Source organism: Paludisphaera mucosa (genome assembly GCF_029589435.1).
GTDB classification, from domain to species: Bacteria; Planctomycetota; Planctomycetia; order Isosphaerales; family Isosphaeraceae; genus Paludisphaera; species Paludisphaera mucosa.
The window spans coordinates 95781-109289 of sequence record NZ_JARRAG010000001.1; the positions used below are offsets into that span (position 1 = coordinate 95781).

The 13509-nt window shown below is 68.0% G+C and carries 14 protein-coding genes; 4 read left to right on the plus strand and 10 right to left on the minus strand.

Annotated elements, in window-relative coordinates:
* Positions 1–85 precede the first annotated feature (85 nt).
* From PZE19_RS00420 to PZE19_RS00445, 6 genes are all read right to left on the minus strand, one after another.
* Positions 86–751, minus strand: coding sequence for a dioxygenase family protein (locus PZE19_RS00420; protein ID WP_277858604.1), 666 nt, complete (start codon positions 749–751; stop codon positions 86–88).
* 19 nt (positions 752–770) lie between these two features.
* Positions 771–995 carry a PepSY-associated TM helix domain-containing protein gene (locus PZE19_RS32830; RefSeq protein ID WP_368411268.1) on the minus strand — a complete coding sequence of 75 codons (225 nt, stop codon included), beginning with the start codon at positions 993–995 and terminating at the stop codon, positions 771–773.
* Between the two features lie 141 nt (positions 996–1136).
* Positions 1137–1412, minus strand: coding sequence for a helix-turn-helix domain-containing protein (locus tag PZE19_RS00430; RefSeq protein ID WP_277858606.1), 276 nt, complete (start codon positions 1410–1412; stop codon positions 1137–1139).
* 183 nt (positions 1413–1595) lie between these two features.
* Positions 1596–1769 carry a hypothetical protein gene (locus PZE19_RS00435; protein ID WP_277858607.1) on the minus strand — a complete coding sequence of 58 codons (174 nt, stop codon included), beginning with the start codon at positions 1767–1769 and terminating at the stop codon, positions 1596–1598.
* Between the two features lie 1025 nt (positions 1770–2794).
* On the minus strand, positions 2795–3208 hold the full coding sequence (locus tag PZE19_RS00440) for a hypothetical protein (RefSeq protein ID WP_277858608.1): 414 nt from the start codon (positions 3206–3208) through the stop codon (positions 2795–2797).
* A gap of 11 nt (positions 3209–3219) precedes the next feature.
* A complete protein-coding gene (locus PZE19_RS00445; RefSeq protein WP_277858609.1) occupies positions 3220–3474 on the minus strand; it encodes a hypothetical protein in 255 nt (84 codons plus the stop codon).
* A gap of 584 nt (positions 3475–4058) precedes the next feature.
* Here PZE19_RS00445 and PZE19_RS00450 point away from each other — a divergent pair.
* Entirely contained in the window at positions 4059–5360 is a 1302-nt protein-coding gene (locus PZE19_RS00450) for a TROVE domain-containing protein (RefSeq protein WP_277858610.1), read from the plus strand.
* Between the two features lie 99 nt (positions 5361–5459).
* Here the strand turns inward: PZE19_RS00450 and PZE19_RS00455 are convergent, their stop codons facing one another.
* The 3 genes from PZE19_RS00455 to PZE19_RS00465 form a co-directional block, all read right to left on the minus strand.
* Entirely contained in the window at positions 5460–5717 is a 258-nt protein-coding gene (locus PZE19_RS00455; RefSeq protein WP_277858611.1) for a hypothetical protein, read from the minus strand.
* Positions 5718–5830: 113 nt separating this feature from the next.
* A complete protein-coding gene (locus PZE19_RS00460) occupies positions 5831–7129 on the minus strand; it encodes a peptidylprolyl isomerase (RefSeq protein ID WP_277858612.1) in 1299 nt (432 codons plus the stop codon).
* A 351-nt stretch (positions 7130–7480) separates the two neighbouring features.
* Positions 7481–8206, minus strand: coding sequence for a PA14 domain-containing protein (locus PZE19_RS00465; RefSeq protein WP_277858613.1), 726 nt, complete (start codon positions 8204–8206; stop codon positions 7481–7483).
* Positions 8207–8304: 98 nt separating this feature from the next.
* Between PZE19_RS00465 and PZE19_RS00470 the strand changes: the two genes are divergently transcribed.
* The 3 genes from PZE19_RS00470 (at position 8305) to PZE19_RS00480 (ending at position 13085) form a co-directional block, all read left to right on the plus strand.
* Positions 8305–9066: a sigma-70 family RNA polymerase sigma factor gene (locus PZE19_RS00470; RefSeq protein WP_277858614.1), complete on the plus strand. Its 762-nt coding sequence runs from the start codon at positions 8305–8307 to the stop codon at positions 9064–9066.
* Positions 9053–12511: a serine/threonine-protein kinase gene (locus PZE19_RS00475; protein ID WP_277858615.1), complete on the plus strand. Its 3459-nt coding sequence runs from the start codon at positions 9053–9055 to the stop codon at positions 12509–12511. The genes PZE19_RS00470 and PZE19_RS00475 overlap by 14 nt, the downstream gene beginning before the upstream one ends.
* Before the next feature lie 286 nt (positions 12512–12797).
* On the plus strand, positions 12798–13085 hold the full coding sequence (locus PZE19_RS00480) for a hypothetical protein (protein ID WP_277858616.1): 288 nt from the start codon (positions 12798–12800) through the stop codon (positions 13083–13085).
* Here PZE19_RS00480 and PZE19_RS00485 read toward each other — a convergent pair.
* Complete coding sequence (locus tag PZE19_RS00485) at positions 13082–13462, minus strand: DUF2500 domain-containing protein (RefSeq protein WP_277858617.1); 381 nt, start codon at positions 13460–13462, stop codon at positions 13082–13084. The two genes, PZE19_RS00480 and PZE19_RS00485, sit on opposite strands and share 4 nt — an antisense overlap.
* Between the last annotated feature and the right edge of the window lie 47 nt (positions 13463–13509).

The following is a 13509-nucleotide window of genomic DNA, read 5'->3' on the forward strand; positions in this document are numbered from 1 at the left end:
CCTGCCTGCCGTCCGGACCTCAACTGTGCCCATCGGGCCGATGCGGGGCAAGACCCGGCCGGGCCGGCGTCGCCCATCGTGCGGCTCAAGCCGTCGGCGTGTAGCCGAGCACGACGTCGAACCGCGCGGCCAACTCGCCGATCTTCGAGCCCGCGATGGGCGCGAATTCCACCGGCAGCTTGTCGCCCCCCTTCGCGGCCGTGACCCGCCGAAACAGCCCGTCGCGCTCGTTGCCGGGGTGCCCCTTGACGAAGCACTCGGTCGTCGGCTGGAGCTTGTTCTCCTTCCAGATCTTGAAGTGGATGTGGGCGGCCGGCCGCCCTGTGTAGGGGACCGGCTTGATGGTCCGGAAGTAGTATTCGCCGGTCGAGCCGGTGAGGAAGCGGCCGAATCCCTGCAAGTTGGCGTCGAACTTGTCCCCTTTTTCCAGGTGGGGCTTGAGGTACGCGCCGTCGCGGTCGCACTGCCAGATCTCGACCACGGCGTTGCGGATCGGCTCCCCCCGGGAGTCGAGGATCTTGCCGGTCAGATGCGTGATCTCGCCGACGGCGGGGGTGATGGCGTCGTTGATGCCGAGCAGGTCGTTGTCGGTGTCGAGCGGGAGCTTCGTCGGGTAGAACGGCCCCTCCTGGACGCGCGGGGTGCGTTCCGGCTCGTCTGCGAAGGTGCCTCGGGCCGAGTAGCCGGCGGCGCCGAGGGCCAACGCGTCGAGGAACCCTCGGCGGCTCGGGCGGGAGATGATGTCGAACATGGGACGGAATCCTCCGGGTTCAAGGGGTCGAGCTTCGGGTGGGATGGTCGGCGTCGTTCGCGTCGAATCGGCCTCGGACACTCACGGCATGAGGAACATCACGGCGTCCGCAGCAGCCCGTGGATCCGCCTGCGCTTGATGGAGAAGAGCAGGACGAGGCCGAGGCGTCGAGGACCAGCGACCAGGCCGGGCCGGAGTCGCGTCCCTTGTGCAGGTCGTTGACGAAGGCGACGAACCCGTGCAGGGTCTACGTCAGCGACGCGCCCGATGTGGCCGAGGAACGTCTCCAGCTCGGCCGGGCTGAAGAGGGATTCGAGTTCCTTCTGAAAGCCGTCGTTGAACGCCTCCAGCTCGCGTTGGGCGGCGGCCCCGCGCTCGCCGAGGGTCACGGCGCAGGCCCTCCGCCGGTGGAGTGGGACGCGCGGGAGACGGAGCCATGGCCTTCGAACCTCACGAGGATCGCCCGCACCGTGTTCGGGTCGGAATGACACCGGCGCGCGAGGTCCTGCTGCGTCGCCGTCCCCGCGTGGGCCGGCGCCGTGAGCACGACGCACCGATCCGCCGTCAGCCCGTACCGCGCGAAGTCGGCGGTCGCACGGCGGTGCATCGAGAGGCAAGCCCACCCCAGGTGCATCGAGAAGTCGTCGCCTGACGGGGCCATGGCGAATCTCGCTGTGTTTTACCATGTGTACGTAACATTTCTGGCGACGGACGCGGCCCGAGCGTCCGGGGCTTTCCCGGAACACGACGATTCTCGGCTCGTCGGGGGGAGTCGGGGCGTGGTCGAGTCGGGCGCCGGCTTCGGGGCGAACCACCGCCACCAGTCGGCCGCTTGCTCGGCGTCCTACTCGCCGGCCGATCGGCAGGACTGGAGCGCCGCCTTCAGGCCGAGCGCGTCGGGGAATCGGCCCGTCGGAACTTTCGCCAGGCATCGCAGGACGACGGCCTCGAGGTCGGCGAGCAGATCGGCGCGGCGTTTCGAGGGGGTCGCGACCGCCTCGCGCGTGTGGGCCGGCATGGTGCGGACGGCGTCGCTCGCCTCCCCTGCGCCGGTCGAGCGAGGTTGTTGTCCACCTCGTTGGTGGGGCGATAAGCAGTCGGCTGCGAGGTGGCCGAATTGCGGCGCAACGACGACGGCGTCGTCATACCGCCCTGCCACGCACGGGCCGGCGCCGATCCGAGTCGCACCGGGATCGACGGCGACGGATCGACGCGCGGTCGAGACGGCGTCGTTCGAAAGATCGTCGTCGCCCGCGGGGTGGCGGTCGTCGCGGCGGTCCGCACCGGCACGGTCGACGACGAGTTCGAGGCGGCTGGATGCGCTTGAGGCTCGGCGATGGAGACTCGGTTCGGCATGATGCTCATCGCGATCAGGCCGCCGCCGGGGAGGTCGCGTTGTTCCAGCCCCTCCAGACCCGATGGCTTGATCGCCCGCCGGCCCCGGGTCCAGCGTTCCTTCAGCCAACGTCGGGCGCATCGCCGCAGCCAACTTGGTGTCGCTTTCATGGTGTCCTCCTGGACTGGAAACAGGCCGTACGGGTCCCCGTTCCGTGGTCCCTCGGGGGGACGGGTGGGCGCGCCGCGACGCCTCCCGGGTGTGACGACCCGGGCGCACGCGTTGAGCGGTTGTTCCAGCGGCCTCGACCCGTTGATGGGAACCGGGACGAGGCGTCGTCCCTCACGAGTGGATTGTGTCAGGGTGGAAGTGGGCGGAGCGTCGTCGCGCGCCTCCGATCCCCCGGGCGGCTCCTGGACCGCGCGTGCCGATCTCGCAACGGGAGTCCGCCCGCCACCCTTACGGGCGGACGACGCCGGCCGAGAGCTGCGCGACACGGATTCGGTCTGGTCGATCACCGAGGCCCAGGCGTCGGGCGGAGATGAAGGACGATCGTCGTCGACGAACGCTCCGTCATGCCAATCGGAAACGCGATTCCGACGCGCGCCAGCCTGCGAATTTCTTCGGAGTCGACGAGCGTCGTCGAATCCGCCGGCCTGCGCGCCGCAGTGAGGCCCATCTTTCTCACGCCGACTCGGAGTCGGGCGTCACGACCTCGGCGTCGCCGTCCGCTCCCGGAACTTCGCGCCGCTGATCTTCGCGCCCCAGATCCTGGGGATCTTGACGAGGCTTTTGACCTCGTCGTAGGACATCCCCGTCGCGACGAGCTTCTTCATGGCGGGGAGGAACGTCTCGTCGAAGAACGGCCCCATCTTGTCGGCGACCCGCTTGTCGAACGACGCGGCGGTGATCGTCGATTTCTGCTTCGTCTCGGCGGCCTTCTTGTCGCGTTCATGCGCGCCGCCCGAGCCACCGAGCTTCGCCCGGGCTCCCATGACGGCGGCGACCATCCCTCGCTCCTTGGCCTCGGGCTGGCTCGCCCCGTCGTGGAGGGCCTTGGCGTAGGCGTAGGTCGCCAGGATGTCGAACTTGCCGATCGACACGTCGGTCTGCTTCGCCATGGTCCGACCCTTTACCGAGGATTCGGTCCCGCGCCGGAGGACCCGTCCGTCCCGGTGGGAGCGCCCGGAGCCGTGGTGCCCGGACCGGTCGTCGTCGAGGTCGAAGCCGGCGTGTTGCCGCTGCCGCCGTCGGACTCGCTGTGTCCCGGCGCGGCGACGTTGGGCGCCGCGTTCGGGTTCATCTCCCCCTTGCCGCATCCTGAGAGCGACGCCAGGACCAGCACCGACGCCGCGATCGCGCCCATCATCCAGTTCTTCGCAAGCATCGAGACAGCTCCATTCGACGGATGGTGACCGAGGACTTCAAGGCCAGGGTGCCGTCACATCGACGAAGCAAAGTCCGGGCCGATTCAGCCTGGAAGCGCATCCCCCGACCGGACGAACAACGGAAAACGACCTTGTAAGCGAACGAGCCATCCGTCGCGGGATCCGCATCCGATCGGCGAACCTTCGGCGGCCATCGCCGCTCTGGAGATGCGGAGGGTGGTGCAGGTGAGGGCTACTTACCTTTAATCGGTCGAGGTCGCCGGTTCGAGTCCGGCCAGCCTTTCGGGGCTGTAGCTCAGTCGGCAGAGCGCGCACGTTCCTTCATCGTCTCTTCCCCCTCCTTTTCGAATCCTCGTGCGGTGGTGTGGATCAGGGTTACTTATTTTCCACTAAGCCCGACCTTGGTCGCTTCTTCCCCGCACGGCTCCCGCAACAGGGCGGTGGTGCAGGACAGGGATCCTTAAGTTAGAGCGCCGGTTCGCCGGAGGTCGTGGGTTCGACCCCCACCGGGCCGCAAGGTCCAGTAGCTCAGTCACGTCCCTTTCCGTCGCTTCCCCGCCCGCTTTGATCGATGGGTCTTGATATGGCTACGCTGAACCGAATCCTGAAGATCTTCACCCACGAAGGGGCCCCGGCCTCCCGGATCGACGCGCTGGCCCAGCTCGAACGCTCGGTCATGTCGTGCCTGCTCTGGGAAGCCGAGTTCTACGAGGGCGGCCAGGCCATCGGCCGGCGGATCGCCGACCTGGTGAAGCAGGTCCCGGCCGAGGACGTCGCCCGGGTGGCGATCCGGGCCAAGGAGGACATGCGGCTCCGCCAAGTCCCGCTGCTGCTCGCCCGCGAGCTGATGCGGACGAAGGAGGGCCGCGCCGTCGCGAAGGACGTCCTCCCGCGCGTCATCGTGCGCCCCGACGACATCACCGAGTTCCTGGCGATCTACTGGAAGGACGAGAAGGACGAGCCGCTGGCCAAGCAGGTGAAGCGTCACGTCGGCGAGTCTTTCCGCAAGTTCGACGAGTACCAGCTGGCCAAGTACAACGGCGGTCGGAAGGCCGTCACGCTGCGCGACGCCATCCGGATCACCCGGCCGAAGCCGAAGGACGAGGCGCAGGCGACCCTGTGGAAGCGCCTCGTGAAGGGCGAGCTGGCGACGCCGGATACCTGGGAAGTCGAGCTGTCGAAAGGCGGCGACAAGAAGGCCTCGTGGCAGCGGCTGCTGGCCGAGGGCAAGCTCGGCGGCCTGGCCATGCTCCGCAACCTCCGCAACATGACGCAGGCCGGCGTCGACGCCGAGTCGATCCGCCAGGGCCTCCGCGAGCTGAAAGTCGGCCGGCTGCTGCCGATCAACTTCATCGCCGCGGCCCGCCACAACTCGAAGTTCGAGCCCGAGCTGGAGGCGAAGTACTTCGAGTGCTTCGCCGGGCGCGGGACGCTGAAGGAGGAGACGATCATCCTGGTCGACGTCTCGGGCTCGATGGACCAGCCGCTCTCCGGGAAGTCGGAGATGCGGCGGTTGGACGTCGCCTGCTCGCTGGCGATGATCGGGCGCGAGATGTTCGAGAGCCTGCGGGTGTTCACATTCTCCACCGACCTGGTCGAGGCGCCCGCCCGCCGCGGCTTCGCCCTACGCGACGCCATCGTGGGCTCGCAGCCTCACGGCGGCACGGCGCTCGGCCGGGCGCTCCAGGCCTTGCCGAAGCGCGATCGGCTGATCGTGATCACCGACGAGCAGAGCCACGACCCGGCGCCCCAGCTCAAGGGCTACCTGATCAACGTGGCCAGCCACAAGAACGGCGTCGGTTACGGCTCCTGGGTCCACATCGACGGCTGGTCGGACAAGGTGCTGGACTACATCGCCACGTACGAAGCGAACGCCGCCGGGTGAGCGACGGCCACTCGGCCGGCGGCCCCACGAGGCTCGCCCGCTTGCGGAAACGGCCGGATCGTCAGATCCGCCGGAACCTCGCGGGCGAGCTTCTTCGATTCATACCGCTCCCGCATTCGTCCGGAACCGACCGCCCGGTTTGACGACGCGCACCATGGCCGACGTCCCTTCCACGTCCAGGTACACGGCGGGCGAGGCGGGGAACCTCGCCAGCCGGGCCGTTGGCGAATGGCGATAGACGGGCTCGTCAGTGCCGTCCTGCTGCTCCCATTTCGAGCCGTCGGAAAGCTCGAAAACCCGGCCTCCCTTGTAGCCGTGGAACGCGCCGACCAGCCGGCCCTCCCAGATCGTCTCCATGCGACCACCTCCGCGAGGAGGCTACCGCGCCGGTGGACGTGTGTCCAGAAGCAAGCAAGAGCGGAGCATCTCGGTGCTCCGACTGGAGACGCGCGGTAATCCTCCTCGGAGCGTTACCTACGGATGGGTTTCGCTTGCGGCGGCTGGACGGTCAGGGTCTTGCCCGTGTCGATCGTGGTCTTCGCGCCGTTGGGATCGGTCACCGAGACGAGCACGCGATAAGTGCCGGCGGTCAGGGCCGAGTCGAGTCGGCCCGCGGAGAGGTTCATGCGGGCCGGGACGCCCGCCTTGAACCGGACGTTGGCCGCCTTGCTCGCGATCGTCGAATCGCTCGACGCGCCGGACGTCGTCGACGAGAGGACCAACTCGGCCTGAAGACGTTGGGAGACGGCGCCCGAGGACGCGGTCAGGCCGACCGTCTGCTGGATCCGGGCTTTCTGGCCGGCGATCGCCGTCGCGGGCAGGGCGCCTCGGGCCGTCACGCTCAGGCCCGGCACGGGCGCGACGGCTTGGGGCTTCACGGCGATGGGCGTCGTCGACGGCTGCGTCCCCGGCGAGACGGTGACGCGGAAGGTCTCGGTCGCGGCGCTGCCGTCCGAGCCGTAGCCCACGACGGTGATCTTCGCGGTCCCCGCCGCGAGCGGGGTCACGACCAGTTTGTTCCCCTGGAGCGAGGCCGAGGCCACCGCGGGGGCGTCGCTGACGGCGGAGAAGCCCTCGTCGGCCGTCGTCACGCTCTTGATCAGGACCAGGTTGGAAGGCTGGACGGTCGTCCCGGCCTTGTAGTTCAGCAGGGGGGCCGAATCCAGCGGCGAGGCCATGGGGCCGGGCGACGGCACGGGCGCCGCCGCGATCGCGTCCATCACGGCCAGGCCCGACTGCCCCACCACGCGGCCGAAGACGGTGAAGCCGCCGTTCTGCTTGTCGAGGTTGGCGGCGTTAGCGTCCGACTCGTTGAAGAAGAACTGGCTCGTCGCGCTGTTCGGGTCGCTGCCGAGCTTGGCCATCGCGATCGTGCCGCGGACGTTCGACGCGCCGAACTCGTTCTGGACCGGGGCGTCCGTCGCCGTGGTCGCGACGTCGGGCTTGGTCGTGAGCTGAAAGCCGCCCGCCTGCCAGACGAAGCCGGGGACCGAGCGGTGGACGATCGAATTGGAGTAGGCGCCCTTGTTGATGTAACTCTCGAAGTTCGCCACGGTCTTCGGCGTCGTCGAGGGGGTCATCAGGACCGGGATCGTGCCGAGCGACGTGTCGAAGATCGCGAAATTGTCCGTCGCGGTCGGGTCGTTGAAGTGGCTGCCCAGGTCGACCGGGACCGCGGCCGCGCCGGCGGCGACGGTCACGTCCGGCAGCGGCGTCGCCGCGGCGATCGTCATCAGGGCGCGGGTCTCAAGGTGCTCGACCTGGCCCATTGGGCGTGCGCGCCGCGCTCGTACTTGCCTCTTCATCGGCCGCTCTCCGGAATGCTCGACGACCTGGCATGCGGGGCGGCGACGGCGAGGATGCAGGCTCAACCAGGAAGGGACTTCGGTCGGGTCAAGATCGTCGGCATGGACGTTCCGAGGCGAAGAACTCGACGCTCGGCGTCCATGCCCGTCACGCGATAGGCCGCCCCTAAATACTCCGGATTGGATTTCGGCGACAGGCCAGTTTCGGGGCGGGGATGCCCCTCGACGCGACGATCAGCCTCTGAACGAGGGACGGCCCCGGGCCGCATGGATTTCGGACCTCCGGGACCTGAACCAGGCTTCACATCAATCGATTCACATCTGCTTCCTGCGATGGGAATGCTTCACGCCGCTTAGCAACCCGACGAAGCCGAGGCCGGCCATCATGATCGACGACGGTTCGGGGATGGCGGTCGGGCCGACGGTCGAGATCCCGCCGCCGGCCGCGTCGCCGACGAGCCGCCAGGATGACGTGTCGCCCCAGGAGCCGTAGCTTCCCTTCGCCGCGAACAACTCCACCGACGCTTCGCCATAACCCTCGAAGAAGACGAGATCCAGGGTGTAGGCCCCGGCGGAGGCGAAGGTGACGACGCCGAAGTTGTCGGTGGCGCCGTGGATTCCCGAATCGTCGATCACGTTCTGAAGGCCGCCGCCCGCGTCGATTCGCAGGCGCACGCCGTCGTCGGAGTTCGTGCCGAACGTGTAGGTCCCGGCCGAATCGATGAAGATCGTCGCCGTGGCGTGGATCGCGAAATCGTCGCGGCTCGACCCGATCGCCAAGCTGTCGGGGAAGCCGGCGTCGTCCCCGAAACGGCCGATAGGAGACTCGTCGGTATAGTTGATTACGGCCGCCGTCGCCGTCGTCTGGCGTGCCACGCCGCTCCCCGCCAGCAGGGCGTCGGCGTCCGCGAGGCTCCGAATCGGGCCCGTGGATTGGACGTCGCGGACCACGAATTCGGCACGGGCGCCTCGCGGCGTGGCGAGGAGGGCGGCGGCGACGGCCGCGACGATCAGGATCGAGTTCGAGCGTTGCGTATTCAAGTGGGCAACTCCGGTAAAGACTCGGTAATGCTCGCCGGAGAGTGCGAGCCGAAGCGACCGCGAGGGCGTCCAGTGAAGATCGCATGCGGATGGCCCGCATGGATCAAGCGCTGTGCTATGGACGAAGAGCCGCGAGCCTCGCCCCACCGGACGCGAAATTCGGATCGAATTCCGCCGTGAAAATTCGTGAACCTGAAAAGGGAATGAAACCTGCGGCATCCCTCGATATTCTCAACTCTCCGGAATACCACCCGATGGCGGGTCTTGGAGGTGCGATGGGCGCCGATACGCAGGGCGACGGCCGAGGGGGCGGGGATGCCCGCTCTGGCCGGCCCTTCGACGATTGGGATGCTCTTGAAGGGCAGAGGCCCTTTCTGAAGCGGGCGGCCTTATGCGCCGGCCAGTCGGTTCTGAACTCGGCGAACGACGCTTCGGACGTGGTCCAGAACACGCTCATCGAGGCGAAGCGATGGGCGGAGAGCTTTCGGGGGCGGACCGAGGCGGAGTGGAAGGCCTGGCTGCTCCGCTTGCTGCGGACCCAGTTGTCGCGCCTAAGGAGAAAACCTTCCGCGATCGCGGCGTCGCCGGATCACCCGCAAATCCACGACCAGGCGGACTCGGGGACGGCGCCGAGCAAGGCGGCGGTTCGAAGCGAGCGGGCGGACGCCCTGGCGAAGGCGCTGCTGTGGCTGGATCCCCGTGATCAGGAGCTTCTGCGGCTTCGTCACGAGGAGCGGTGGGAGTTCGCGGCGATCGCCGGCCGCCTGGGCCTGCCGTCGCCCGACGCGGCCCGGAAGCGGCACATGCGGGCGGTGAACCAGCTTCGCCTGATACTGGGGCCCGCCCATGACCCCGTCTGACTCGACTTCGCCCGAGGAGCCTCATCGAGGTCCGGCGCCTTCCGAGGCGTTCCCGGACTCGACGGAGTCGGAGGCCGAGCTGTTCTCCGAGGTGTACGGCCCGCAGACGCTCGACGATTTCCGGAAGATCGTCGCCGAGCTGGACGGGGCCTGGCCGAGCCTGGGCAACGAGAAGGCGCACCGCATCGCCCAGGTCGGCCCCTTCGAGAACCTCGTCCAGGTCGGCAGCGGCGGGATGGGGATCGTCTTCCGGGGGTTCGACCCCAGGACGGGCGAGCACGTCGCGGTCAAGGTCGCGGCCCCGGGCGTCATGATCGACGCCCCCCTCCGAGAACGGTTCCGGCGCGAGGCCAGCGCGGCGAAGTCGCTCGACCACCCGAACATCGTGCGTTTCCGGGAGTCGGGGGAGGACGGGCGGTACCTGTACATCGCCAGCGATTTCTGCGACGGGCCGAACCTCGAGAAGTGGCTGCGTTGGCGTTCCGACCTCGTGGCGCCGCGGGCTGCGGCGGAATTCGTCGCGATCCTGGCCGACGCCGTCGCCCATTCCCATGGGCGCGAGGTCATCCATCGGGACATCAAGCCTTCCAACATCCTGCTCCCCGACGGCTGGCATGTGGAGGAGCTGGAAAGCCTATCGCCGTTGCTCGCCGACTTCGGGCTGGCGAAGCTCGGGGAATCGGATGAGCACGGCGACCCGGACGCGTCGCACATGCTCCTGAGCGTCACGGGCGAGGTCCTCGGAACTCCTCCTTACATGGCGCCCGAGCAAGCGCAGGGGAACCGATCGGCGATCGGACCCAGGACCGACATTCACGGCCTCGGGGCGCTCCTCTACAAATTGCTGACGGGCCGCCCGCCATTCCAGGGTGCGACCAGGGCCAAGATCATACGGGCCGTGATTCGGGATGATCCGATCCCGCCCAGCGTGCAGAGGGCGGGCCTGCCGCCCGAGCTGGACGTCATCGTCCTGAAGTGCCTGGAGAAGAATCCTCGCCATCGGTACGGCTCGGCGGTCGAGCTGTCCGACGACCTGAGGAGATGCTTTTCCGGGCGAAAGATCCGTGCGAGGCCCGCACCCTTCAGGCGTCGGGCGGCCCGCTGGATCCGACGTCGCCCGAAGCTGGCCTTCGGCCTCGCGATCGCGTCCTTGACGTGCGCACTCGTGCTGTGCGCCGGCGTCGGCTGGAGCCTCTGGTTGACGCACCTGAACGGGATCGTCACAAGAGAGCGCGATCTCGCCAATCGCCTGAACTACGGCCTCCGGCTCCAGTCGGTCCAACGGCCTCTCCGAGAGGGGGAACTCGGTCGCGCGCAGCGGCTCTTGAGGGACCTCCGCCCCGCCGAAGGGCAGCCGGACCTCCGCGAGTTCGCCTGGCGCCTCCTCTGGAGCACGAGCCGCGAGGAAGCCCGCCTGCTCGGGGAGATGGACTCCTTCGTCACGCCGAGCGACTCGCCGTTGAGCCGCGACGGTCGTTGGCTGGGGCTCATCGACTACGAGGGGAATCTCGGGCTGTTCGACGCCGAGCGAGGCGAGCTCGTGCGATACCGACGCCGCCTGGAGAAGGGACGCGGCGACAAGGTCGCGATCTCACCCGACGGCCGGTTCTTGATCGCGACTTTCGCCGAAGCCGACTCGAACGGCTCCACCAGTGCCGTGAAGGCCCAGGTCTGGGATGTTCTCGACGGCTCGATGCGCGACCTTCTTCCGAAGATCGATCCTGGCCCGGTCGACCATCTCATGCTCGCGGATCAGGGGCGGATCATCGCCTTGAAGAGTCGACGATACGTTCGACCGGGGAGCGACGAGGATGATCTGTCGATCTGGCGGATCGGCCTGGATGGGGGCGTCGCCCCCATGCTCGTCGGGAGTCGGCATAGCAAGGGGGTGGCGTTCCACTACTTCGGAATCTCGCCGGACGGCTCGATGTACGTCGATCGCGATCCTGTGCATGGTCTTGCGATTTACGACACGAAGGCCCTTTCGATTCGCAAGGTCCTTGATCAATCGCCGCGCAATCCAGAAAGATATCACGCACGATTCTCGGCCGATGGACGTCGATTGGCCGTCGCCGACCTGGATGCTCATCACGTCTACGCCTGGGACGTCGCCACCGGAGTGCTGGATTTTCGCATGGTCATGCCGGGAGTCGCCGTCACGCAGATGGCCTTGCAACCAAATGGCAAGGCGATTTTGATCTCCGACCAGAATCGGCGATTGCGTCTCATCGACCCTTCGCGAAACGCCGACGTCGAAGTTCATCCTCCGCCTGCTCATCCGGGACCGGTGTTTGATCTCCGCCTGGCGTTCACGGCGGACGGGAAGGAGTTCCTGGCCGATCGCGAGGTCTACATGGAACCCAGCAAGATCGAACTGAGATCCGCGGCCCATGGCGCGCTTCTCGCCGAATCGCCGGTTCGCGAGGCAGGGGCGGTTCGGCTGTGGTCGGTGCTCGACCCCACTGTGGGAAGGCCGGGGCTGATCTACAGCGTGGGGCGTCACGTCTGGCATTGGGATTGGGAGGCGACCCTGCGGCGGCGAGCCCCTGTCCCGAAGATCAAGCACGACGACGAGGGGTGGGCGGTGGCCTACAGCCGCGACGGCGCCCGCCTCGCGACGGGCAGCAACGACACGAACGAGAGCCAGACCATCAAGATCTGGGACGCTCGTTCGAAGGCCTTCCTGAAAGGCTGGAGGGCCCACGAGGCGACCGTCACGTCGGTCTCGTTCTCGCCGGACGGTCGCCGCCTGCTCTCCTCGGGGCTGGCCGTCTCCGGGGGCGTGAGGATCTGGGACCCGACGAGCGGCGTACTCCTCGGCGAGCCCGAGTGGCCCGCGGAGGCTGCTCGAAACGCCGCGTTCAACGAGACGGGGACGCTCCTGGCCGCGGTCGGCAACCAGGGGACGCTCCGGGTCTGGAACGCCAGGGACCTGACGGTGAGATGGACCCGCACCGCGCACGCCGATCGGATCCACGCCCTGGCGTTCTCGCCCGACGCGTCACGGATCGCGACCGGCGCGTGCGACGGACTCCTCCGATTCTGGGACGCCGAATCCGGGCGCCAGGCCGGAGAGGTGCGCCTGACGTCGCAGCCGTTCGCGATCGCTTACGCCCCGGACGGGGCGAGCCTGGCCGTGGCATGCGGAGAAGGCGACATCCACATCATCGACCCCACCACCGGGGCGATCCTTCGAACCTTGCGCTGCGACGACCAGGAGCTGCGGGCCCTCGCCTACAGCGTCGACGGCCGTACGCTGGCCGTCGGCGGGATCGGCAAGGCGGTGCAGCTCTGGGATCCGACGACGGGATACGAACTCCTCACCCTCGAAGGGCAGCCGGGCCAGGTCAACGCCGTGGCCTTCTCCCCGGACGATAGGGAGCTGGCGTCGATCGACCATTCGGGCGAGGTGCGAACCTGGCGGGCCGCGCCGCTCGATCCGTGACGCGGTCGATTCGCCTCTTGTTCGGGCGCTGAGCCGGCTCGGTCGAGTTCATGCGCCCTCAGTGCCTCGCCGCCGACCGCGGATGCGGCGCCGATGCTGCAAGAGTCGAACGATGAACGGAAGGCCGACGTCGACACGGAGCGGCACCTCGCGTCGCGCCCCATCGCCCCGGTCCACCGCTCATGGCCGCCTGTCGAGCCATCGCCCCACGCGCACGAGGCTCGATGAGGCGTCGGCCGGCAGGAAAGGGCTGGAGTCCACCATCGATGGTCCTGGGAGGCACCCCATGGCGAGCGAACCGAGGCCGAGGCTGACGAAAGTCTCCACATTCGCCGGGGCGGACGGCGAGCCCTTCTCGTTCATCACCCGCATCTGGCGGAAGGGCGCAGCCCGCCGCTGCACGCTCTGCCCCGAGTGCAACCGCCAGTCCTTGGCGATCTTCTCGATGTGCGCGGTCGTCACGCCCGGCTTCATCAGCGACGAGGACGCCGAGATGCACCGATTCACGCCCGGCGACGCGATGCCGGAAACGAAGGTCGAAATCAGGGAGGTGGACCCGGGCGAGCCCGGTTAGAAATCCGCGTCCACCACCCTGGCGCCCACCCTGCGGAACCCGTGATACCGCGTTCCCTGGTACGTCAACGTCCCCTGGTCGCCCTCCGCCAGCAGGCCGTACTCCCGCCCGGATAGGCCGAACTCGTGACGATCGCCATCCTTGAGTTCGAAGGTGGCGTAGTAAAAGGTGCGCACCCGGCCGTGCATCTGGTTGTGGGAATGCCCGCGCATCTCGGTCCGCTTGGACACGAGGCGTGAGTGCGCCTCCTCGACCGGCAGGCTGTTGTTGCGCGACCACTCGGCGAGCCCCGTGACGGCCTGATAGGCGATCGTCACGACCATGATCAGGAAGACCGCGGCGATGAGGAGCGGCACGAGCACGAAGAGGATTTCCATGGGCGTCCTCGCGGCGGGGGAGCGGTGACCGACGGAGCCGAAACGCG

Excerpts from the sequence above, each read along its gene's own strand:
- PZE19_RS00485 (WP_277858617.1), bottom strand. The coding sequence starts at position 13,462 with ATGGAAATCCTCTTCGTGCTCGTGCCGCTCCTCATCGCCGCGGTCTTC.
- PZE19_RS00480 (WP_277858616.1), top strand. The coding sequence starts at position 12,798 with ATGGCGAGCGAACCGAGGCCGAGGCTGACGAAAGTCTCCACATTCGCC.
- PZE19_RS00445 (WP_277858609.1), bottom strand. The coding sequence starts at position 3,474 with ATGCTTGCGAAGAACTGGATGATGGGCGCGATCGCGGCGTCGGTGCTG.
- PZE19_RS00475 (WP_277858615.1), top strand. The coding sequence starts at position 9,053 with ATGACCCCGTCTGACTCGACTTCGCCCGAGGAGCCTCATCGAGGTCCG.
- PZE19_RS00440 (WP_277858608.1), bottom strand. The coding sequence starts at position 3,208 with ATGGCGAAGCAGACCGACGTGTCGATCGGCAAGTTCGACATCCTGGCG.
- PZE19_RS00430 (WP_277858606.1), bottom strand. The coding sequence starts at position 1,412 with ATGGCCCCGTCAGGCGACGACTTCTCGATGCACCTGGGGTGGGCTTGC.
- PZE19_RS00460 (WP_277858612.1), bottom strand. The coding sequence starts at position 7,129 with ATGGGCCAGGTCGAGCACCTTGAGACCCGCGCCCTGATGACGATCGCC.
- PZE19_RS00470 (WP_277858614.1), top strand. The coding sequence starts at position 8,305 with ATGGATCAAGCGCTGTGCTATGGACGAAGAGCCGCGAGCCTCGCCCCA.
- PZE19_RS00455 (WP_277858611.1), bottom strand. The coding sequence starts at position 5,717 with ATGGAGACGATCTGGGAGGGCCGGCTGGTCGGCGCGTTCCACGGCTAC.
- PZE19_RS00450 (WP_277858610.1), top strand. The coding sequence starts at position 4,059 with ATGGCTACGCTGAACCGAATCCTGAAGATCTTCACCCACGAAGGGGCC.
- PZE19_RS00420 (WP_277858604.1), bottom strand. The coding sequence starts at position 751 with ATGTTCGACATCATCTCCCGCCCGAGCCGCCGAGGGTTCCTCGACGCG.
- PZE19_RS00435 (WP_277858607.1), bottom strand. The coding sequence starts at position 1,769 with ATGCCGGCCCACACGCGCGAGGCGGTCGCGACCCCCTCGAAACGCCGC.